This is a genomic window from Paenibacillus qinlingensis (genome assembly GCF_013204845.1).
GTDB classification, from domain to species: domain Bacteria; phylum Bacillota; class Bacilli; order Paenibacillales; family NBRC-103111; genus Paenibacillus_E; species Paenibacillus_E qinlingensis.
Window position 1 is genome coordinate 107,715 of record NZ_JABMKY010000021.1, and the last position, 22,572, is coordinate 130,286.

Here is a 22,572-nt window from a genome sequence, read left to right on the forward strand (position 1 = left end):
CTGATGATATGCAAGGAACCTTAAAAGGGTGGATAGGGCTGCGCACAGAAGACAGTCGTAAGCTTTGGATGATGCTGCCGATCTTTTACTTTAGCGGAATTGCGGAATCCTTAAATTACACGGCGTTCATGGCACTTTTTAATCAGCGCTTCGGCGTGCAATATTTGCCCTATATTTATATGGTTGAAGCTGCTATCATGCCGCTCGAAGGCTGGCTCCTGGCCAAACTGGCGAACCGACTGCCGAAGGCTAAGATGATGACGACGCTCTATCTCATTATGATGGGACTTCTCTTCTTGAACGGCGTTGTGCTCCTGGGATTTAAGCTAGGCGGCATCGACTATCGATACTACTATCCAATTCTTTTTCTCTCTTCTAACTTTGTTGTAAGGCAGCTAACCTTGCTCCTGTGGAGTACAGCGTTTGACTTGTGTCCTACTCAACAGGCGAAGCGACTTATGCCCGTTTTCATCGCTGCTACCACGACGGGTGGCATTACCGCAGGCTTGTTGGCCCATCAGCTAGGCAAACTGCTTGGCACGGAAGCCGTGTATGCACTCGCCCCAATTCTTATGGTATTCGGTTTCGTCTTCTTCCGGAGAGCGCTCATGCGATATTTAGTTCCGCTCACCTTGAAGGAAGATAAGAGACTGCATAAAGTGCAGTCCGTATCCCTCACTGTTAACGAAGAGAAACAGCCAACTTCAAGCTACTATGCGAAACAGATGCTGCGAAGTCCCTTCCTTCTGTGTGCGGTTGCCCTGATGACACTAATGCCGGCAGTTTATTTTATGATGGAGTATCAATATTTCACGGCTGCGGAATATAAGTTCTCTAATGAGGGTGATTTGACCTCGTTCTATGGCTTAATCACAGCAATTCAATTTACGTTCTGCTTATTGTTACAAACGGTATCTACCCGCTTAATGAACTGGTTAGGCGCCAGTAATATGCTATTAGGCATCACGATCATCTTCTTTGGCGGCTTTGGCCTCACAGCGTTATTCATGAATCAGTCGCTTGGATTGGTCATGGTTTCTGGATCGTATGCGGTATTTTATATTTTGCTGTACTACATTGCAGAGCCTTGTTACCAGCTTTTCTTCAAAATGATGCCAATCTCCAAAAGGGATGGCTATCGTTATTTCGCGCAAGGGGTTGCAGCCTCGGGCGGTATTCTGATTGGTTCGCTCTTCTCTATGCTGTATTCCTTTGGTCTCATACAATTGTCGCCTCTGGCCTGGCTAGGTGTGGTGATAGCGGGAATTCTAGTCGTTGTGGCGTGGTTTGGTCGGAATCTATATATTCGTGAGTTGGTCAAAAGCGTTCAATCCCTACACGGGGATTTATCCGAAATTGCGAGCTCATTTATCGGGGGCATTCGCAGTTCCAAAGCCTTATCGGCTATTCTAGCCTATCTGAAGCATCCCAATGATTACGTGCGAGAGCTAGCACTTGAAATTATTGGAAAAGCCAAAGATTCCGCGTTTTTGCCGCATTTGATCCAAATGATTGGGGAAGAGAGCTCGCGGATTCGCATTGCGGTATTACGTGCGATGAACTTGCAAGGTGCCACGATTCAAGACCTCGTGCAGGTCGCATCATTCCTGGAAGATGAGGATCCAGAGGTTCGTGCGGAGTGCGTGAAGTTGATATCAAAGGCTTCTCATCTGAAAAGTCAGTCTCATTTCTTTATCCGTGTGAAGCTGTTGGATACGCATCCAAAGGTCGTGCATGAAGGTGTCAAAGCCTTGTATGCCCTAGAAAGCGAAGAAAGCTACGCGGCATGCGACGAAGCTATTATCAAAATGCTAGATACCGGCGGCGAATGGGCCGTTTATGGCTGCCATACTGTCGCTGATTTGAAACTGCATACGTACGCAGCTTGGGTCGTTTCTTTACTCGATGAGGAGCGTCCAGCTGTGAAGGTAGCAGCTGCACATTGTATCGGCAAGCTTCAGCATGTGGAAAGTATTCCAATCATGCTGGGTATGGTGTCCATGGCGGATCAAGAGTTGCGCAAAGCGATTCTGCAAGCTTTTGTGGATATGGGTGATAAAGCACTGCCGACGTTGCTCGAGTATAGTCACCATCCGAATCCATTCATTTGGAATGCCGTTATAACCACACTTGCTGAGCTATTGGATGAAGGCAGATTGCATTCACTGCTCGTTGAGCTATGTGCGCAGCGTCTGCAAGCCTCGACGCAAGAACGTGCATTGCCTGCTGCGCTAGAGAAGCTTGGCTTGAGAGGTCTAGCAGAATTGGCGAAGGAACGATGTGGAGAGCTGCATGAGGCACTTATTGATGGAGCATGGGCTGTTATGGCTAAGCTTGTCGATGAGCGAATCATTATGACACTGCGTGAAGCCATTCAAGACGAGAACATTGAACTTCGTGAGAACGGGTTAGAGGTCCTTGCGGAGGGGCTAGGCGATCGTAAATTGGCCTATGCCTTATTAGACCAGTTAAAGCAACAAGGCGTGACAGTTGTCATGGAGGAATTACAGCCGCTGGGGCTGCTTCAAGAGGCTACAACATGGTCAGATAGCTGGCTTAAGGATATTTCCATCTACGCACTAAGCGCATTGGAGCGTGCAGATATGAAAGAAGAACGCAAATTTCTAACGATGCTGGATAAAGTTATTTTCTTGAAGCAAGTGAGCTTATTCGCGGATTTGTCCGTCGATGAGTTAGGGTTAATTGCGGGTATTGCGACGGAAGAAGTGCATGAGGATTTAACCTACTTATTACGGCGGGGAGAATCGAACGCAGCCATGTATCTCCTTATTGAGGGGCATGTTGAATTAAGCAATGAGACAGGTGTGGGAGAGACATCGACAATTGGAGTTTTGGGACCAAAGCAAGCGGTTGGTGAAACGACTGCGTTAGATGGCTCCCCGTCATCGGTTACCGCACAGGTCATTTTTGATGAGGTGCGTGTCCTTACCTTGCAGGGAGAGAGCTTGTCTCGCTTAGTGAGGTTATACCCGGAGATCGGGATCGGGATGCTTCATGCCTCAAGTGCAAGAGTACGATTGCTTGAAAACATGCTGTTGAAAATGTCGTAGGAGTGATTGTCCTTGGGTATTGAGTCCATCGTATTGCGCAACGATTTACAAGAGCTAGAGCGTCTAGCAGCCTTTATCCAAGGCTTATCAGGGTCCCTCGGCATGGATGAGAAGTCTCTGTTTCAAATTAATTTAGTCTGCGATGAGCTCATAACCAACATTATTTTATACGGTTACCCATCTGCTCCTTATGGGATGCACACGATTCGCCTTGATGTTGGGCAAACGCAAGATGGTTGGGAGCTGTGCCTGAGCGATCAGGGAATTCCTTTCAATCCACTGCTCAAAGCCACCCCTCGCACCGATCAGAGCATCGAAGAGCGCGGGATTGGCGGGCTGGGTATCCATTTTGTCAGGCAAGTTATGGACGAACTTCGATATGAGCGTTTGAATGGGGAGAATGTGCTACTTATGAAAAAAAATCGGATCCAAGAGGAGGGCGTTTCATGATTATTACCGAGCAGTTACAAGGGGACATTGTGCTAGTGAGTCTACAAGGCAGATTGGATGGGAATACATCAGCAAGCCTGGAATCGGCATTTGCTAAACTGGTGGAGCAAGGTAAGGGCAAGTTCGTATTTAATCTGCAAGGACTGGATTATGTCAGCAGTGCAGGACTAAGAAGCTTGCTATCCGCTGCCAAAATGGTCAAGGTCATTCAAGGTAAGCTTGCGCTAGCTCGTATGAATGAGCAAGTGAAGGAAGTTTTTGATATGTCGGGATTTAGCAGCATTTTCAAGCTATATGACACGGAAGATGAAGCGGTTAATGCCATTAAATAAAGGCTAATTACTTGAGATACAAAGGAGTTGAGCTGGATGGAAATAGTCGTAGGTGTGCTTGTTATCCTGTGTCTTGTGGCTGTCATCCAGTGGCAGCTCGGGAATCGAAAACGTCAAGCAGCAGAGCAGGAGCTTGAGCGGACAATGCAGCTTTTTGATGTGAGTTTGGAAGTGAACTCGACGATTCGCAAACAGGATTTGTTAGTCAAAATCATGGAAACCTCTTCCCGCATCATGAACGCGGAGGCTTCGTCCGTTATTTTGGTTGATGAGGAAAAGGGCGAATTGTTTTTTGATCTTGCGCTTGGGGCCAAAGGTGATGAGGTACGTGAAATCCGCCTCAAGATCGGTGAAGGCATCGCAGGCTGGGTCGCTCAGACAGGGAAGTCGGTCAAGATTGACGATGCTGCGCGAGATGAACGCTGGTCGTCCAAGGTCGCGAAACGCGTCGATTATCCAACCCGCAACATGCTCTGTGTTCCTCTTGTCAGTAAGGGGAAAATCATTGGTGTGCTGCAAGTGTTGAATAAACGGGGCGATGCACCGTTCACGGATCGAGATTTGCAGTTGCTGGAATCGATCGCTTCGCCAACAGCGGCTTCGCTAGAAAATGCCATGCTGTACGATGCACTCGAGAAGTCGGTACATGCATTGAAAGTCACGACAGCAGCTAAGGAACGCATGGAAAGTGAACTGCGTATCGCAACGGATATTCAAATGGGATTTCTTCCTCGAAAGAGCTTAAGTTTGCAGAGTCGTGCTGCAGATGCTGAGGGTGAAACGGTGGGCGATGAGGGGCTTCTTCGTATTCAAGCGGAGGCGCACGCGACTATTCGACCCGCACGCGAGGTAGGCGGAGATTTCTATGATTATTTTCGTATCGACGAGAATCGGTTGTTTTTCGTACTTGGCGATGTCTCTGACAAAGGAATTCCAGCCGCTCTATTCATGGCGGTGACCATGACGCTGCTCAAAGGAAAGATGTCCGTGGCGTTGACGCCAGGTGAGTTGCTGACGGCTGTCAATGAAGAGCTCTATAAGGATGATTCGACTATGTTTGCGACGATATTTTGCGGTGTATTAAACGTAGAGACAGGTCAGCTTTTGTATAGTGACGGCGGTCATTGTCCGCCTTACATCGTGAGAGCTAATGGTGAAGTGGAGCTGCTGAAAGGAAAAAAAGGACTCCCTCTTGGCGTTATGGACGACATGCTATATATGGATAATGAGGTCATGTTAGATCTAGGAGATCGCATTATTGTGTTTACGGATGGTATTACGGAGGCTGAAGATCAACTTCAGAACCAATATGGCTTTATCCGCCTTAAGGATGTATTGGTTAAGGAGCAAGCAAGCAAGCCTGAGCAATTGCTTAGTCAAATGGTGCAAGATGTAGATTTGTTCGCTGATGGTGCCGTGCAATCCGATGATATTGCTGTGCTCATTATAGATCGCAATGCAATCCCATAGTAAACTCCGCTTTATAGCGTTGTGATAATATAGTTAATTGACAGACTTCTTGCTACTAACGGAACGGACATGTAGAAGTGCAAATCAGGGTTGAATAAATGGATCCATCAAAAGCTCGCTAGGAGGGTTATGCCATGCAAAAATCCCATATTAACCGGCAACCAGATTCTTCTTTGCATACGAATCAGAAAAGTAATAAAAGCAATTCTCCCGTATCCTCCGATCTGATGAACATTCAACGCGCAATCGGCAATCGCGCTGTGGGCAATATGTTGAATATTCAGACCAAAATGACCGTTGGGCCAGCTGGTGATGCGTATGAACAGGAAGCAGATCAGATGGGGAAACAAGCAGCGGACCATATTGCTGCTTCGGAGAGCGGCGGCACTTCAAAACCAGATGTTCAGCGCTCAGAAGGCGGCGAGTCGGAAGATGAGGAGCTACAGATGAAGCCATCCTCCGAGTCGATTCAGCGCTCAGAAGGCGGCGAGTCGGAAGACGAAGAGCTGCAGATGAAGCCATCCTCCGAGTCGATTCAGCGCTCAGAAGGCGGCGAGTCAGAAGACGAGGAGTTGCAGATGAAGCCATCCTCCGAGTCGATTCAGCGGTCCGAAGGCGGCGAGTCAGAAGATGAGGAGCTGCAGATGAAGCCATCCTCCGAGTCGATTCAGCGTTCAGAAGGCGGCGAGTCAGAAGACGAGGAGTTGCAGATGAAGCCATCCTCCGAGTTGATTCAGCGGTCCGAAGGCGGCGAGTCGGAAGACGAAGAGCTGCAGATGAAGTCGTCGTCCGAAGGGGGCTTTGAAGCCGGTGAAGGGATTGAATCGCAGATTAAAGCGAAACAAGGCAGCGGCAGTAAAATGGATTCAAGCATTCAAGCGAAGATGGAGTCGGCGTTCAAGACTGATTTCAGCAACGTAAATATACATAATGATTCAGAGTCATCGAAGATTAATAGATCTTTAGGCGCGGAAGCTTTTGCTACGGGAAATGATGTGTTCTTCAGGGAAGGCCGATACAATCCAGATTCACGCGAGGGGCAAGAACTGCTTGGTCATGAATTAACCCATGTTGTTCAACAGCGAGGCGGTAAGTAAAGCAATCAAGCAAGAATATATAACATGAAGGAGCTTAGTAGAGATGCCCCAAGGAAAACAAGGCCAGACCAAACCAGTGAGCCCCTCGCATCAGCAAACGCAGCAATCGCTATCGGCTCCGACAAGTACGAGTGCCACGCAAATGTCACCTATGGGGACAAACATCTTTATGCAGATGCAGCGTACGGTCGGTAACCGTGCAACACAGGCTTATGCGAATCAGCTCATTCAGCGTAATAATACGGTGGCACCAGTGCCAGTGCCAGTGCCCACCGTGGCACCGACAGTGGCCTTCCATCGCCGCAGGTCAGGTACAGCCCTCCCGCCAAGGCCTATGTCACCTACGCCTACTACGGTAGCACCGCAACCGCAGGCAACGACCCAGACATCAACGCCAACAACGGTGGTTGCGCCAACGGGAACGACCCAGACACCAACGCCAACAACGGTGGTTGCACCAACGGGAACGAGCCAGACACCAACGCCAACAACGGTGGTTGCGCCAACGGGAACTACTCAGACACCAACGCCAACAACGGTGGTTGCGCCAACGGGAACTACTCAGACACCAACGCCAACAACGGTGGTTGCACCAACGGGGACTACTCAAACACCAGCTCCAACTGTGGTGACCCCAATTGTGCCTTCTGCTTCTACTTTGCATCCGACCGGTGACGATACCAAGGATAATGCAGACATGACTTCAGGCGTTGGCGGAACTTTCTCCGACAGCTTCGGTAAACGTTCCGATGATTTTAAAGAATCCTACGATAAAACGAAAGATGAAGGAACGGCTCAGCAGTCAGCTACGATGGGTGCAGTAGCATCTACTGCAGATCTTGTGAGCGGGCCTTTCCAAATCATGAGCGCTATTCGAGAGACGCTTTCTGTTTCAGGAGATATGAACCGAACGGGGCATAACAAACGTTGGCAGTATGCAGGCACAGGATCGTCAATTGTCGAATCAACCGGTAAAATGGTCAGTGGCGGAACTGGTTTAGTGGATAAGGCTGCCAAATCAACAGGGCATACCAAAGGAATTGGCAATTCTTCCTCTGCCAGTGATTATACGGGTACCGTAGCCGAAGCGATCTCCGCAGTAAAAAATACGATTATGGCTGTCAAAGCCATTTACGAAATGTACAGTAAGTACTCCGAAAATGGCGGCCTTGATAAAGGTGAAAAAGCAAAGGGCGTTCTCGAGATCATTAGTAACGCGGTCCAAGCTGCGCAATCTGGTGTCAAAGTGGCGAAAGGCATCATGGAAATCATGGAGACGAGCACGGCTAGCTTGCTAAGCGTAATACCAGGCGTCAGCATTGCTGTAAGTGGTGTGAAAATTGCCATGAAAACGATTGACGTAATCAAGGCTGGCTTAAATCGCAGAGCTATGACGACGATGAAACGTGATTTTAAAGGCAAAACAGAGTATGCTGATATTCTCAAAGAAAAACGCTGGTATACTCGAAATGCAGGAGTAGACAAAGCGAAGCTAGCTGCGAAAAAACTTCAGTTGAACAATGATATTGCGACAGGTGATCCAGTTAAAGTAGCAGCGGCTAATCAGCAACTCGATGAAATCGCGCAATATGAATTAGCGAAAGAAATGAAAAATATTAACGTGAAGCGGACAGACCGAGGAGCTATTCAAATTGGGCTTGAGCTTGTGAAGATTGCTGGTGATATCGCGACACTCACAGGGGTAGGTGCTCAAGTAGGTACGCCGCTGAAAATTGTTGCTTCAGGTATTGGTGCAGCTATGCCAATTGCGAGAACACTGAAGCAAGCTGGGCGTGATCGCGCATCGAAAGCAGGCGCATGGGGAATTACTAAGGCAGTCTTTAACGCTGATAAATCAACCGAGAAGAAGCTTGAAAAACGTGCGCATGATACAGATCTTATCTTTGATATGTTTAGTAAGCTGCCTGTCTACGTTGAGACGGACCTAGCAGTCGTCACACGGTACAGACAAGTAGAGAGTTTTGTAGAAGCAGCTGGTATCAGCATTCAAGCTATGAATACATTCAAGAGTGATCCAGCTAAGCTGAAGGGCGCCATTGTTGAAGCAATGGGCAAGAGAGAATAGGAGATTGAACCGATATGTTAACTGAGCTTGCACATGCACGCCATTTGGCGCAACTAGGGCAATTGAAAGAGATTCTGGATGGGGCCGAGCTAGCCACGAATCTATTAGAAAAATCCGAAGCGATCCCGCTGCATGTGCTGATGGCAGGGTTTCAAGAGGATAGCCAAGGAAGAGATCGTTTCCTTCATTTTAGCTTTTTGCCATTGGATGATGAGGATATTGTCGCGATTCAACTTCTGCAGATATACAGCACACTGCCATTTCATCTGCAAGCAGATGCTCGTAACGAGGTAGCCGCGCTCTTGCTCGAAATTAATACACGCTTGCCAATTGGTCACTTTGGCGTGAATGAAGAAGGCGAGATCCACTATCGTTATGTGTACAGCCTATCAGCTTCGCGTACATTCGAGAGTGATGAAGTATTAGAGATTCTTACTCTGTTCGTATACATGTGTGATATGTTCGGTGAGCACATCGAGCAGGTCGCCAGTGGTGAAGCGAAAGCAGAGCAGGTCATTCAGGCGTTAAGAGCGTAGCAATGAGCTGCAAAAAGACCTCCAAACCAAGAGATTGTGGTTTGGGGGTCTTTTTATATAAATTTACAGTAGCGAGCTGAGGCGAATATCCAGTCTTGCTGCCACACCGGCAGGATTGCTTACACTGCGTGGTCCACCAAAGTTGAAGGCGATGATGACAATATCATTGCGGCCGCGTCGTAAAAATCGTCTTATATTGAAGCTGCGCCCCGTGTTGTAGAAAGAAGGGGTGTTTTGTGGTGCGTCATAGACCAAAGGTGCACCATTGATGATGACAACTGCGTAGTTGTCAATGGATAACAAGAGGGAAGCACTTCGAATAGATCTTAGCTGCGAGAGCGAGAAGCGTGTCGAAATGACCGCATTCTCACTGTTCAGGTTGCCAGAGAGCCAAACATAGCTGGCGTTGACCACGGGTATCCATCCTGGCTCACGCGAAATTTCCTGAGCGTTGAACCAAGAGTTATCTGTACCGATTGAGATGGTTGTTTGGTTGGGAAACAAGCGGCCTTTTCCTAGTTTGTTGTGCTTCTTCAGTTGAGCAAGGTATATCAGATTAGCTTTCATTTTCGGGATGCCTGCACTTCTCGGAAGTCGAACAATTCTACTCGATTTTCCTGCGATACGTTGTTTATTCATCATCTCGCCATCTCCTATCAGGCTAAGAAATACTTACCAAACTATTCTATGCTTAATAGATAGAATTGCTGTGGTTAAAGCTGATAGAGATGCCAAATGTATGAGGACCCAATTCTCTGTAAGCGAATGACAAAAAAACCTGAGTCCATAGGACTCAGGGCTGTATCATTTCCTCGGAAATATTCGACTTATTTCACCTTGTTTTGCAAGAGTTCAACGAACTGTTTACCAGCGTCTCCCATTTGGCCGCCTGCAGGACGATTGCCGCCACCGAAGCCGCCACCATTTTGGCCTCCGCCACCAGCATTACCGCCGCCAGCACCATTCGGTTTTTGGCCGTCTGCTCGCTGTCCACTGCCTGCCCCATCCGTGGTGTTCGCTTTAGGCGTAGCAGAAGCATTTGGCGTTTGAGTTTTGCTAGCATCACCGTTGGAGCCACTATTTCGATTGCCTTGTCCTTGGCCATTCTGCCCGGCATTGCCTTGGCCGTTTGGACCGCCGTTGCCACCGTTACCCCGATTGCTCATGCGCGTTTCTGCATCCGTTAGGAAGGTTTTCTGAGCATCTGTCAAATTTGCCAGCAGCTTGGTTTTATTATCGTCGCTGAGTTCATTCTTCGTGACAATATCCTGAGCGACAGGCAGCATAGCTTGCGCTTGCTCCTTCGTGATGGTCAATCCATCTGATTTATCCATCATGGTCAGCATTTGGAATGTACTGAAAAGTTGTCTCTGTGCGGGATCCATCGCAGGGCGATTTTGTTGACCGTTCTGTTGCCCATTCCCTGCTGCTTTCTCCGTTTGCTGCCCGGGCTGGGAGGTGCTTGCAGCAGCGCTTTGTGTGTCAGATTGATTCCCGCATCCAGCCAAAAGAATGGGGATCAGGATGCAAATGCCTGCTAGTTTTTTCATATTCATACGTGTATGTATCACTCCTATTAGTTTTATCTACGTTGTCATTGTACGATGGCATTATGAAAGAATAGCGAATAAATGCTGAAAGTCAGCTTAAAATTAGTATTTAAATATCTATAGTCTTAGTTGACGAGCTAACTGTAAAAAATACAGTTAAATTTCACCTTTTCAACGATTCGGAGTGATTAGCTGGATAAATTGTAGTTAATTTCGGCGTATTCGGTTATTTATGTGAATTTGTCTTGGATTAGCTTCATAAAATCCAGTTATTCTTCAATATACACTTGAAATCTCGGAATTACATGCATGTTTTACAGCTAATCACCACAAAGCGCTCACGACACCTACTCGATACTGAAGTGTGCAGGGTGTGTTAAGTATGCAGGCAGCATCGTGTGTCTATCGCCTTTGGCGGCATTCACTTGGAATTGAGTAAGAAACAGACTGTTGCTCAAATCCGCCCCGCGAAGGTCGGTGTCCCTGAGATCAGCACCGATGAGATCTGCTTTCCGCAGATCAGCTCCTCGCAGATTAGCAGCTATTAAATAGGCACCTCGTAGATTGCTGGCCCTGAGATCAGCACCTTTGAGATTAGCACCAATCAGATCGGCGCCTCTCCCGTAAGCTTTTCTGCGTCCTTTGGGGGCTCCATGCTCGCGCAGTGCTGCTTCGCGCACATGTTCGCTCGTTTGAAGAAGCAGAACATTCACCTCAGCTCGATGTGCAGCAATGTCCAGCGTGGTCAAGCTATGGGGATCGAGGTCCGTGAGGCGTTCCGTTTCAGCGAGTAAGTCGCTCAGTTCCTTATGAATCTCATCAGTCGTAGGCAAGGTTAAGGCTTCCGTCAAATACCAGAGCAGCTCATGAAGCTGGCGCATCAGAGGAAATACCTCAAACATGATCTTCGCGGTGTCAGGTGCTTTCCGCCAGTCCTGACCGCCGAAGGTGGTCTGAGAAACCTTCTGTCCCGCACCGAAGCAGTCATACACGGTACATCCTCGAAAGCCAATCTGACGAAGTTGGGTATGAACACCACAACGAAAGTCAGTTTGCAGATTCGTACAGGGCTGTCCAGCATCCTTATCATTAGCGAAATCTGTTGAAGCTGCGTAGGGCAGCGCCACACAACATAAACCAAAGCAATTCTCACAATCTCCTTGCATTTGTTGGCGTTTACTAGCCGTTGTTATCTCTGTAAAGCTTTCATTCTCCAGCATAAAAGAGGATCTCCTTGTTTCGTTATTATTTTTACATTATACAATGCGGCAGCCATATGCAAAAACAGGGAGTTATGCTATAACTGGTGAAAAAGCTATTTCACGAACAATGTGAGAGGGTGACATCTATGAGCACATTAACGAAAGCCATTTTAATCGCAGCGAAGGCCCATGATGGTCAGGTAGACAAAGGGGGCAGCCCCTACATTTTACATCCAATTCGTTTAGCTAGCAGAGCTAAATCAACGGAGGAATCCATCGTTGCGGTCTTACATGATGTCGTGGAGGATTCGGATCTAACCCTATTTGATTTGAAAAAAGAAGGTTTTAGCCTACCTATTCTGGAAGCGCTAGATTGCCTTACTAGAAGACCAGATGAATCGTATGAAGGATTTATTAAGAGGATCAAAGTAAATCTATTAGCGTCGGTTGTGAAGCTTCTGGACTTAGAAGATAATTGTGACCTCAGTCGAATTGAACAACCTACCCGACAAGACTATGAACGAATCGATAAGTACAAAAAAGCAATAGCCGAATTGAAATATGGAAGCTGACACCTGAGGTGTCAGTTTTTTTGTCGAAAAAGACTTGAATAGAGAGGACATCAATCGACATACGAAATGAGCTTTTTGCAATATGATAAGTGTATGTGTACAGGCTGACTATATGAAGAAAGGGTTGATCGCCATGAACAACATAAAAATATCCTCAAAAGGTATCGAAAAAGCGCTTCGTAAGTTTGATTATTTGCAAGCTATTGCCGAATATATTTGGAACGGTTTCGACGCTGAGGCTACGGCGGTAGACATAACCCTTCATAAAAACATACTAGACGGCGTGGATCAAATCGTAATTGCAGACAACGGTTATGGGATTAAGTTGAAAGATTTAGAAGGAAAGTTTACGCCTTTCTACGAATCAGAGAAGAGTGTGGATCCTGATAAGCGTGGGAGAACGACTTCGGCTATGCATGGGAAAAATGGGATAGGGCGCTTAACGTTTCACCATTTTGCTTCTGAAGCGATTTGGCAAACCACGTACGAGGATGGTCTCCTGCTCAAAAATACGTATAAGATTCATATTCAAGCGAAGCAATTGGATGCCTATCATGTGACTAAGCCTGATGTAACGGATAAGGATAGAGGAACGACCGTCACGTTTAACAATATTATCAAGGAGTTCGTGGTTGAGGATTTTCTAGCATTTTTGAGCAGAGAATTCGGATGGTTTTTGGAATTGCATGCAGATAAGCCATACTCGATTCGTATTGACGGTGAACCGCTGGACTACGCTAGCTTGATTGCGGAAAAGGAAACCTTCACATCCGTGCATGCGATGTCGCAGACGAAATTTCGAGTTACGTATATTCGTTGGGAAGATCGCATGAATCATGAATATTCGAAGTTGTATTTTATCGACTCCAAGTTGAAAGAGCAGCATAAGCAGCCCACAACGTTTAACAATAAAGGGGATTCCTTTTACCATAGTGTCTATATTCAGAGTAAGCTATTTGATCAGTTTGATTTCAGTCATGAGGATCTGAGCGGACAGCAGTCATTTACATTCGGTGCGAGCCGCAAAAGTGATGCGTTTCAATATCTATTGGATGAGCTGGGGACGTTCATTAGTGAGAAAAGGCAGCCCTATCTTCGGAAATTATCCGATGCTGTCATCAAGGAATTTGCAGAAGCGAAGGCATTTCCGACGTTCACGGGTGATCCTGAGGCAGCAAACCGGCGGGATGAGCTTGAAGCTGCAATTCGTGAGTTATGCCATGCGGAGCCTAAGGTATTCGCGCGATTGAATCCGGAACAGAAGAAAGTGCTAGCGCACCTGATCCACGCCGTAGGGGCTGAGGAACGTCAATGGTTGATGGCAGCTCTTTAATGTATAATATGGGGAGACAAGTTTGCGAATTAGTGAGGTATCTCAGGCTATTCCTGTATTCAAATGAGATTGTGTAGCTAAAGCTGCGTCCTCACAGGGACGTGGCTTTTTTCAAGCTACAGGATTATTCATTTTCATCTCGAATACGTGGAGACGGCTTTTTTTAGGGAACGTGAGGTCTGAGGCGAGAAGCACATAAGACCCGTGATAAGGAGAGTTAACCATGCAAACTGTTTATCTAATATCTGGACCAGCGGGGGTAGGGAAATCTACGACTGCACGCGCTTTGGCCAAAGCTTTGCCAAACTCCGCATATATTTCAGGAGATGCTGTTAGTCATATGCACGTGAATGGTCGAGAGAAACCATGGGAAAGTCAGTCAGAGTTATCGCTCATATGGCAAAACATTTGGCGGCTTGCCTCTAATTTTATTACACATGGTGTAGACGTGGTTGTCGATTATGTGACATTTCCTGAAGAGGCTAGATGGCTTTACAAGCAGTTAATGGCATTAAATACTAATGTTGTTTATGTTGTTTTGTGGACAGATAAAGCGACGCTTCTGCAAAGGGATCAAACGAGATTACCGCAGCATCAAATGGGTGAACGATGCCTGATTCTCATCGATGAATTTGAAAGTTCTGGCGTAGAACCGAGGCATGTTAAGGATACAAGCTCACACCGAGTAGAGAATTTGAATGAAATCGTAGATGACATTCGGAGTAACGACAAATATAGGCTGAATTCCGAAGTATGATGAAAACGAATAAAGGAGCCAAGCAATGAACAATCCCGCATCAGGGCTGCATCACATCAAAGCAATGGTAGAGAAAAAAGTAACCTGGCTTGAGCTATTCTACGACCTGCTTTTTGTAGCGGCTGTTTCCAAAGCAAGTCATGTCTTAGTACATGTGCATCACGGCACAATCCCGCTGGAGTATTTAAGCAAATTCGTCCTTATTTTTATTCCAATTTGGTGGGCGTGGGTAGGGCAATCACTCTTTGTCAATCGGTTTGGACGGGACAGTACCTCGCATCGTGTTTTTCTCATTCTGCAATTATTTTTCGTATTAATTATGACGGCTAGCTTGTCCGTCGACTTTGATCAGTATTTTGTACCCTTTCTCATTGGTTATTTAGGTTTGAGAGCGATGACGGCGATTCAATACTTGGCTGTACATAAAAAGGAAGAAGATCATCGACGGATCACTGCACGTTATTTAGGCAGCCGTTTTTGGATCGGACTAGCCATATCGGCACTCTCCCTATTTTTTGACTCATGGATTCGCTACGCGGTGTTGTATGTGGGCATTATTGTGGATATTTTGCTCCCCCTATGGGGTCGGAAATACTTGGTGAGAAGCCCAATTAATACGCATCATTTATTAGAGCGTTTCTCGTTATTTACGCTGATTCTGCTTGGGGAATCGGTCATAAGCATTTTGACTGTCTTACAGTCGAGTGATTGGACTTGGCGATCCATACTTTTCGCATCGCTCACCTTTCTACTCATCATTGCGATGTGGTGGCAATATTTCGAGAATGTCGAAAAGAAAGTGAACAAAGCCTTAGAAACGGCGGGGCAAACCATCATCTATGGCCATTTATTCATCTATTTATCCTTGTGTATGATGGCTGCATCGATTCAGTTGTTATTCTTGGATCAGTTGAATTATGGATTTATGTTAAGTTTTATTTTCGGTTCCGTGCTCCTATACTTTTTCTCAACATCCTTGGTCTTTCATAAGTATAGACATGCACATCAACGATTAAAGATAGCGCATCTTGCCGTATTTTTAGGGCTGCTAGCTTTATTTCTAGGCTTAGATCTGATGTTCGACATGCCGAATTACGTAATTATCGGAGAAATGATGTTATTTTTTGCTGTTTATGCGAAGGGAACGACTTGAGAAATCACCTGGAGGGGAAGAAGATATGCGCATTGAACTGGATGCTGATCTTACACTTAAATCGCTTGAGCCGAAGGATGCCGAAGCCCTTTTTGCATTAACCGACAGCTGTCGAGATTACCTGAGAGAATGGTTGCCTTGGGTGGATGCCACGCAGAATAGCGATCATTCAAGAGCTTTTATCCAGCACTGTCAGCATCAAGAAGCAGCCAATAATGGCTTCAATGCCGGCATTTGGTTCAAAGATGAGTTTGCAGGCTGTGTCGGATTTCACCCGATCAGTTGGGTCAATCACAGTGCCAGTCTGGGTTACTGGTTAGGAGAAGGCTTTCAAGGTCATGGTATCATGACGCGAGCCTGCCAATGGCTTGTGGACTATTCGTTCAACGAATTGGGCCTAAACCGAGTCGAAATTAGATGTGGAGATACTAACTTCAAAAGCCGAGCCATTCCGGAGAAATTAGGGTTTACGAGAGAAGGGCAGATTCGGGATGCTGCCTGGCTGAATGATCATTATATCGACCTCATTGTGTATGGCATGCTAAAGCGTGAGTGGAGGCGTGGTTAATCGTAAGGAACGAAGAAGCAGGTTGCCTCGGCAACCTGCTTTCTTGTACATATGGCTATTTCGCCGTATTCATGATATCCCAATCGCGCTGCAAGATAATTCGTTCACCCACGTGGAAACTAATCGTCAAATGATTCATCCCTAGCTGAAGTGGATGGTCCAATGAAAGGTCATAGAGTCCATTATTGTAGCTCAAGTCATAAAGGAATTTCATCTCGGCACCATGTTCGGTTGTGGCTGTTTCGCCCAAATCTCGGTTTTTAACCGTGATTTGTAAGGCTGGAGTGATGCTATTATACTCTAGGTAACGATTTTCATAGATAAGACCGGACATATGAAAAAAAGTATCAACAGCAATAGATGGCAGTTGCAAATCATCTTTCATCTTATACATCTGAGCACTTAAAGTGACAACCTTGTTATTATTATAGCCCCTGGTGACACTCGTCGTTGCCCCAAACAAAGTCCTTATATCGGTTAGACTGAGGTAGGGAGAGCCTTGATCCTTAGAGAAATCAGGGGAAGATGCAAGTTTTAATTGTTTAGCTAGTTTACCATTCCATAGGGTTTTAACCTGAAGTTCGCCTGTTTTTATTTGAAAAGCATAACCGGTATCGTTCTTTAGTGTCCACCAGCCCGCGACATCTGGACCTGTTAGATCGAAATGATACATACGCGCTAGAAAGGCAGTATCTAAGAAAGGTTCACCTTGCTTGTCGTCGTATCCGATAGATTCATTACCTTCGGTATAGGCACCTTTCTCATTTTGATAGAAAGCCCCTTGATAGGAAGTAGCACTTGTAATGACAATATCTGATTCGCGATCCTTGAGGATCACCCTATCTTGAAAGGGCTCTAGATGAATCCAAGATTTCCCTACGAAAGAGTTAATCTGGTACCAACGGATACCATTCGGGTCGGTCCAAGCAGCTAAGGGGTGGATAGTTTGCGGGCCAATCTGTCCATGATTGAGTATAATTCCTGTGTTTGGATATCGAAAAAGCGTCGTGACGGGTGAGTTAAGCTGTATCGCCGCGGTCTCATCTACTGCATCTTCAGGTTCGGCAAACTTAGGATTAAACCAACCTTCACCTTGCGCGGTACGAACGTGATACCAATCACCGTCATAACCATAGTTCGTGATGTACTCGTTATACGTTTTCTCAAAGACAGGCAAATCCCCATTTAGGATTTACTTTGGCTCATCCTCATATTGGGAGGAAGGATACGTATGCAACGTACTTGGATGTGTTCGTTTAATGATCTTGGTTTCGGATACGATCGGTTGTCCGGCACCTAATGCCCATCTCACACCATCCCCTGTTGTAATCTGATAATAGGTGCCGAGCAAAGTGCGAAATTTACCGGTCACATGCGCAAACTGCTTCGAAAGAGTTCCATCTGTTTGATAGGTTTGGTAATCAAATTGAGGCTTAAGGTTATAGTAGACATTGGAATAATAGCTTATTTGATCTGCGAGATGGAAAGAACCAATCTGATCTAGATTCAAGTGAATCCATTGATCTCCTAACCAGGTTGTGTGGATTTTCAGCCACTTTTTCGGATTGTAAACTTCGCCTGTTCCAGAGCTATTCCTGAACCAACCTTTTTCTGCATCAACCACTTGGACATCTTGTGGGGAAAGGGCTGCTGTAGGCTGGCTTTTTTCTGATGGCTTCGCATATAAAGGAGTCTCGGTCATCAAACTAATTGTCTTTGGCGGCGGGGTATCGAATTGCCAAGGAGCCGTTTTAATCCATCGATCTCCGACGTCGGTATGAATTTTCCACCAATTCCATGCGCCTGACCAGTTGTTTTCGGCTTCAATAACCTGAACGGTTTGTGGGGAGAGGGACCCTTCGGCTTTGTTCAACAGGGCATTCGGAATGACATAATAGGGAATGTCCTCAAGCAATGTTAACTCTCTGGGGATATGGATCCCGTCTGCGACTTCCGTTGGTGTATCTTCATATTCATAAGCGTTTCCTGAAGAAGCCCCAAGACTGACTTGCAAACCTATAGCGACTAGCGCTAGTGCTATCGTCTTTTTCCACATCGTCCGCCACTTCCTCCATTACTATTTCAATCACTTAGTATGTTCTACTATAAAATGGATAATAAGTTGTGCGGAAGTGCCAAAAAGTGTATGGATATGTAAGTTAAGATTTATGTACATGAGATCAATCAAGAGGGCAGGATTGCTTCCGAGAACCGCGCTCAAAAAGGCACCATCACTCCCAAAATGGAATGAAGGTGCCTTTCTTCAACGGGGTAGAGAGTTTAGATGGAAAATCTACAGTTAAATTTCGCGATTGTTCGACCAAACGCAGAATAGATGGAAAACCTACATGTAATAATAAGATTTTTACCTATTACGGCCCCAAATAAGGTGCACGGAGCATGTATCCCCCGCTAGTTGGCTGCTGAGCCATCCTCGGCACCCGTCCGTATCCTCGACAGCCCATACCACAGCAGCATTCCGAATGAGCAAAGCCCAACGATGATTAACAAACCATAAACATGCTTGTACGACTGCAGGAGTGAGGTGTTTCGTTGAATTTCAAGTAGAATGCCGCATATTGCTACCGACATGGATCCCCCAAAAAACTGAATCAGCTGCATAAGTCCCATGCCAGAGCCAATTAAGGGCTTCGGCAGGATACGTGAAGTCTCATTATTTAACGATGCAATAGTCGCGGAGAAGGCAGGCGAGAAACAAAGATAGCCGATCATAACGACGAAAGGTGAAGCACCAAGCAACATCGAGAATACGATCATCACCAGCGATAAAACTCCGTGGCCGATGAGCAGAAATCGCAGATTGCCAAACTGGTCGATCCAGCGGCCGACGAAGCGGGTTAGGAACGCAGACAGAATTGCTCCTGGTGCAATCGTTAAACCGATGGTCATTGCGGACTGATGGAACACCTTGGCAAGAACGAGTGGCATGAGAAATAAATTGCCAAGGTTCAGGACTAGGATGCAGAACCCAATCACTACAAGCTTCCGAAATGCTGGATTCACCAATAATAACGGATTAATGAACGTGTTGCTTGATCGTCTCAGGTGCCACACATGTACACCAAAGGAGAGGCCACTAATGGCAAGCCAGAGGCCAGAAATCTGCGTGACCGCGAGTAGCAAGGTTGCGGCATTAACGACCGTCATTAGTGCTCCCAGCATGTCAAATCGAAAAGGAACAGGCTGTTCTATGGGAAGCAAGCGCAAGAGAACAGGGAGAATGACTAAGACTAGGCAGGTAATGGCGAACAACCCATTCCAGCCCCAATATTCGCTGATGATGCCGCCAACAATCGGGCCGAGCCCGAAGGCCATCGCGCTCCCAGCGGAAATCATCGCAATCGCCGAGCCTCTTCGTTCAATCGGGATGTAGCGGCTGGCGAGAACCAGTCCAAGTCCAGCCATCACCCCTGCACCTGCGGATTGAAGGATACGTGCAGCCAACAGGGTGTGGAACTCCCTTGCGAACAGTCCAAATACAGAGGAGAGTCCAAGTATCATAAGCCCTACGGTGAGGAGTTTGCGTATCTGGACCACATCCGAGAGCCTACTGTAGATAACCGTAGATAAGGCATAACCAATGGAATAACTGGAGATGACCCAAGAACCGAGATCAGCCGTAATGCTCAGATCTTGAATAATACTGGGAATCGAGACGTTGAACATCGTCGTATTCATCACCACAATGAACAAACCGATTGTCCAAACGGGCATTACTATTTTATCGTTCATGTAGATCCATCCTGTCTGAGCGAGAAGTATGTATGGTTTCTATATTATAAACCTACATCGTCTAATAGCCAAAGCAGATGAAGACACATGCCAATTGACAGGAGAGCAAAATGGAGGTACTATTTTATTATACATTTAGATAAATATCTAAATAAGGAGGAGCTTCCATTTGAATGAGGCATTTAAAGCACTGGCGGACCCGACTCGTCGTGAAATATTGCAACTGCTGCGAGAAAAAAGTATGAATGCTGGTGATATTGCTGATCATTTCAAGATTAGTAAACCGAGCATATCGCATCATTTAAACCTGCTTAAACAGGCAGGACTTGTTATGGATGAACGTCAAGGACAACATATTTTGTATACCTTGCACACCACGGTTGTTGAAGACGTTATGGGATGGATGTTTAACATACTTAACAAAAAAGATAAGGAGGAATCGTCATGAAAAAATGGAAGGAAATCTTGTTACTTGTGATTAGCCTTTCCCCAGCGTTAGGGGGCTTCATTCTGTATAACCGTCTTCCGGACACGATGGCGAGCCATTTTGGCGTGAATAATGAAGTGAACGGGACGATGAGCAAAGAAATGTCGCTGCTCATGTTGGTGTTGCTGGGTCTATTGCCGCTATTCATGCGGGCTATGAGAGCGATCGATCCGAAGAAAGCGAATTTCGAGAAATTTCCTGCAGCTTTTGAGGTGACGCGGTTCGGGGTTACGATCCTTTTAGCCATCGTTGGTTGGGCGATCATTTCCTTTAACCTGGGCTACAGCTTGGACTTTAAGAAATTGACGATGATTTTGCTAGGCGTGTTGTTTGCTGTGATGGGGAACTTTCTAACGCAAGTGAAGCCCAACTATACGTTCGGCATTCGGACACCGTGGACGCTCGCAAATGAAGAGATTTGGAGGAAAACGCATCGTTTGGGTGGTCCGTTGATGATGGTCGGAGGCGTCATTTCGTTTATCGCTGCGTTCTTAATGTCCTCAATCGCCATCACCATCTTCATTGCAGCCATTGTTATCAGTTCTTTCATTCCCGTCATTTATTCCTATGTGATATTTAATCGTCTCTCGAAGTAAATAGGTAAGACGAAGACTGCCCAGCGAAAGCTGAGCAGTCTTTTTTTTCACATTTGTTTAACACCATTAACAGTTAAGCTGGACGTCTCGCTTTTTAACGCATACTTGCGATTTAGTAGAAAGCCGAAGAGCGAAGCAAGTGATTGTTGGAACAGCATGCCAAGCACGACAGGAATCGCCACGGGTGGCGGGAAATAAGCTACAGCGAGTACCGCGCCCGCACTAATATTACGCATACCGCTGTTAAAAGTAAGGGCAACCACGACATCTTGCTCCCAGCGGAACAATCTAGCGACAAGCCAACCGATCATGTAGCCAAGCGAGGCCACGATAAGCACAAAGCCCGCTAAACCAAGCAGCTTCGCGTTGAAGTCACGCAAATACGGAGCGATGACGGAGCTGTTAATAGCAACGACGACCCCCATAAATATTTTAGAAAAAGGACCTAACCGGCCTCCCCATTGCTCCTTAATTTTCCCCCGCGTCCATTGATTCAGCCCCATCCCAATAAGAGAAGGAACGACGATCATGAAGAACAAGCCTTTCATCATCGCAAACGTATCAAGCTGCACTTTGGTACCAACCAACACAGAGAGCGTATACGGCACGACGAAAGGTGAGAGGATCGTATCCATCAGGATAATCGAAAGCGTCAGCACGATATTACCGCGATAAATCGCTACCCACACGAAGCTTGTAATCCCTGTTGGAATCGCTGCGGCCAAAATAAGTCCCGTAATTGTCAGTGGTTCGTGACTATAGACAGCATGACCGAGTCCGAGTGCGATCAGCGGCATCCCGACATGCAAAATGAGCAAGGTAGTGAGTAGAGGCAGCGGTTGAACGACGACCTTGATGAACTCTTTGAAGCTCGAAGCGATGCTCCCTGAAAAGGTCATGAAGGCAAACAGCCATGGAGACAAATAGGTGAATCCAGATAAGTGGCTTCCGAGCAGAACCCCGATAAGGACACTGATGGGTGTGATGAGCGGCAAAATCTTTTCTAATTGACGATTCAATTGAGGCAGCATCTAGGTGAACATCCTTTCGTGACCAGCTTGAAGCGCAGGCAGCTATTTGACTTGACCGATGGAAAGACTGACTTTGTAATTACCATAGGTGAGAAGTTCATCAAGGAATGCATTTAATTCTAGGGGCGTATGAACGCGAACTCGCATCCAGTAGCAGCCTTCGCCACTGACGCGGTGCGTCTCTATAACACTCTCTTGATGTTGAATATAAGTGAGGAAAGCTTGATGAGCCGTGTTAGATTTCATGAAAACAACAATAAACGCATGCACGACTTGCCCTATTTTTTCGGGATTCCAGTTTACGGTGTAACCCGTAATGATGCCGAGATCCTGGAGCTTACGTATTCGTGCACCAACAGCTTGGCCTGTTAAGTGAACCTGTTGACCAATGGTTTTGTGCGACTGAGTGGCATCTTGCAGCAAGTGCTGTAAGATACGTAAATCGATCTCATCGATCGATTGGTTGGGTTGGTTGCTTGGCACGCGATGAATTCCTTTCACAATGAAATGGAAAACCGTTACTTCTTT

The 22,572-nt window shown here is 46.4% G+C and carries 22 protein-coding genes; 14 read left to right on the forward strand and 8 right to left on the reverse strand.

Annotated elements, in window-relative coordinates:
- The first annotated feature begins 8 nt into the window (after window positions 1–8).
- From HQN88_RS28375 to HQN88_RS28405, 7 genes are all read left to right on the forward strand, one after another.
- The gene (locus HQN88_RS28375) at window positions 9–3,071 is read left to right on the forward strand and encodes an MFS transporter (protein ID WP_173118846.1); all 3,063 of its coding nucleotides are present in this window, start codon (window positions 9–11) and stop codon (window positions 3,069–3,071) included.
- Window positions 3,072–3,083: 12 nt separating this feature from the next.
- On the forward strand, window positions 3,084–3,521 hold the full coding sequence (locus HQN88_RS28380) for an ATP-binding protein (RefSeq protein WP_216855857.1): 438 nt from the start codon (window positions 3,084–3,086) through the stop codon (window positions 3,519–3,521).
- The gene (locus tag HQN88_RS28385; protein ID WP_173118848.1) at window positions 3,518–3,853 is read left to right on the forward strand and encodes an STAS domain-containing protein; all 336 of its coding nucleotides are present in this window, start codon (window positions 3,518–3,520) and stop codon (window positions 3,851–3,853) included. Before HQN88_RS28380 ends, HQN88_RS28385 begins: the two co-directional genes overlap by 4 nt.
- Before the next feature lie 36 nt (window positions 3,854–3,889).
- Window positions 3,890–5,323: a PP2C family protein-serine/threonine phosphatase gene (locus HQN88_RS28390; RefSeq protein WP_173118850.1), complete on the forward strand. Its 1,434-nt coding sequence runs from the start codon at window positions 3,890–3,892 to the stop codon at window positions 5,321–5,323.
- A gap of 134 nt (window positions 5,324–5,457) precedes the next feature.
- Window positions 5,458–6,420 (forward strand): eCIS core domain-containing protein, encoded by a 963-nt coding sequence (locus tag HQN88_RS37885; RefSeq protein WP_173118852.1) that lies wholly within the window; start codon window positions 5,458–5,460, stop codon window positions 6,418–6,420.
- Between the two features lie 43 nt (window positions 6,421–6,463).
- Window positions 6,464–8,506: a hypothetical protein gene (locus HQN88_RS28400; RefSeq protein ID WP_173118855.1), complete on the forward strand. Its 2,043-nt coding sequence runs from the start codon at window positions 6,464–6,466 to the stop codon at window positions 8,504–8,506.
- A 14-nt stretch (window positions 8,507–8,520) separates the two neighbouring features.
- Entirely contained in the window at window positions 8,521–9,042 is a 522-nt protein-coding gene (locus HQN88_RS28405) for a YbjN domain-containing protein (protein WP_173118857.1), read from the forward strand.
- A 63-nt stretch (window positions 9,043–9,105) separates the two neighbouring features.
- Here the strand turns inward: HQN88_RS28405 and HQN88_RS28410 are convergent, their stop codons facing one another.
- The 3 genes from HQN88_RS28410 to HQN88_RS28420 form a co-directional block, all read right to left on the reverse strand.
- Complete coding sequence (locus HQN88_RS28410; protein ID WP_173118859.1) at window positions 9,106–9,684, reverse strand: hypothetical protein; 579 nt, start codon at window positions 9,682–9,684, stop codon at window positions 9,106–9,108.
- Between the two features lie 185 nt (window positions 9,685–9,869).
- Complete coding sequence (locus tag HQN88_RS28415; protein ID WP_173118861.1) at window positions 9,870–10,598, reverse strand: hypothetical protein; 729 nt, start codon at window positions 10,596–10,598, stop codon at window positions 9,870–9,872.
- Window positions 10,599–10,939: 341 nt separating this feature from the next.
- On the reverse strand, window positions 10,940–11,812 hold the full coding sequence (locus tag HQN88_RS28420) for a pentapeptide repeat-containing protein (RefSeq protein WP_173118863.1): 873 nt from the start codon (window positions 11,810–11,812) through the stop codon (window positions 10,940–10,942).
- Window positions 11,813–11,940: 128 nt separating this feature from the next.
- Between HQN88_RS28420 and HQN88_RS28425 the strand changes: the two genes are divergently transcribed.
- The 5 genes from HQN88_RS28425 (at window position 11,941) to HQN88_RS28445 (ending at window position 16,177) form a co-directional block, all read left to right on the forward strand.
- Window positions 11,941–12,366 (forward strand): GTP pyrophosphokinase, encoded by a 426-nt coding sequence (locus HQN88_RS28425; protein ID WP_173118865.1) that lies wholly within the window; start codon window positions 11,941–11,943, stop codon window positions 12,364–12,366.
- An 82-nt stretch (window positions 12,367–12,448) separates the two neighbouring features.
- Window positions 12,449–13,699: an ATP-binding protein gene (locus tag HQN88_RS28430; RefSeq protein WP_173118867.1), complete on the forward strand. Its 1,251-nt coding sequence runs from the start codon at window positions 12,449–12,451 to the stop codon at window positions 13,697–13,699.
- Window positions 13,700–13,922: 223 nt separating this feature from the next.
- Window positions 13,923–14,456, forward strand: a complete 534-nt coding sequence (locus HQN88_RS28435) for a P-loop nucleotide/nucleoside kinase family protein (protein WP_173118869.1) — start codon at window positions 13,923–13,925, stop codon at window positions 14,454–14,456.
- Window positions 14,457–14,520: 64 nt separating this feature from the next.
- On the forward strand, window positions 14,521–15,609 hold the full coding sequence (locus HQN88_RS28440; RefSeq protein ID WP_173118924.1) for a low temperature requirement protein A: 1,089 nt from the start codon (window positions 14,521–14,523) through the stop codon (window positions 15,607–15,609).
- Between the two features lie 25 nt (window positions 15,610–15,634).
- Complete coding sequence (locus HQN88_RS28445) at window positions 15,635–16,177, forward strand: GNAT family N-acetyltransferase (RefSeq protein ID WP_173118871.1); 543 nt, start codon at window positions 15,635–15,637, stop codon at window positions 16,175–16,177.
- Window positions 16,178–16,232: 55 nt separating this feature from the next.
- On the opposite strand, the gene HQN88_RS28450 is transcribed toward HQN88_RS28445, so the two are convergent.
- From HQN88_RS28450 to HQN88_RS28460, 3 genes are all read right to left on the reverse strand, one after another.
- A complete protein-coding gene (locus HQN88_RS28450; RefSeq protein WP_173118874.1) occupies window positions 16,233–17,354 on the reverse strand; it encodes a hypothetical protein in 1,122 nt (373 codons plus the stop codon).
- Window positions 17,355–17,369: 15 nt separating this feature from the next.
- Complete coding sequence (locus HQN88_RS28455) at window positions 17,370–18,233, reverse strand: hypothetical protein (RefSeq protein WP_173118876.1); 864 nt, start codon at window positions 18,231–18,233, stop codon at window positions 17,370–17,372.
- Between the two features lie 356 nt (window positions 18,234–18,589).
- A complete protein-coding gene (locus HQN88_RS28460) occupies window positions 18,590–19,930 on the reverse strand; it encodes an MFS transporter (protein WP_173118878.1) in 1,341 nt (446 codons plus the stop codon).
- 169 nt (window positions 19,931–20,099) lie between these two features.
- On the opposite strand from HQN88_RS28460, the gene HQN88_RS28465 reads away from it, so the two are divergent.
- Entirely contained in the window at window positions 20,100–20,378 is a 279-nt protein-coding gene (locus tag HQN88_RS28465) for an autorepressor SdpR family transcription factor (RefSeq protein ID WP_173118880.1), read from the forward strand.
- A complete protein-coding gene (locus tag HQN88_RS28470; protein WP_173118882.1) occupies window positions 20,375–21,013 on the forward strand; it encodes an SdpI family protein in 639 nt (212 codons plus the stop codon). The genes HQN88_RS28465 and HQN88_RS28470 overlap by 4 nt, the downstream gene beginning before the upstream one ends.
- A gap of 47 nt (window positions 21,014–21,060) precedes the next feature.
- On the opposite strand, the gene HQN88_RS28475 is transcribed toward HQN88_RS28470, so the two are convergent.
- Together HQN88_RS28475 and HQN88_RS28480 are read right to left on the reverse strand one after the other, a co-directional pair.
- Window positions 21,061–22,044, reverse strand: a complete 984-nt coding sequence (locus tag HQN88_RS28475) for a bile acid:sodium symporter family protein (RefSeq protein ID WP_173118884.1) — start codon at window positions 22,042–22,044, stop codon at window positions 21,061–21,063.
- A 42-nt stretch (window positions 22,045–22,086) separates the two neighbouring features.
- Window positions 22,087–22,527: an Lrp/AsnC family transcriptional regulator gene (locus HQN88_RS28480; RefSeq protein WP_173118886.1), complete on the reverse strand. Its 441-nt coding sequence runs from the start codon at window positions 22,525–22,527 to the stop codon at window positions 22,087–22,089.
- Window positions 22,528–22,572 lie beyond the last annotated feature (45 nt).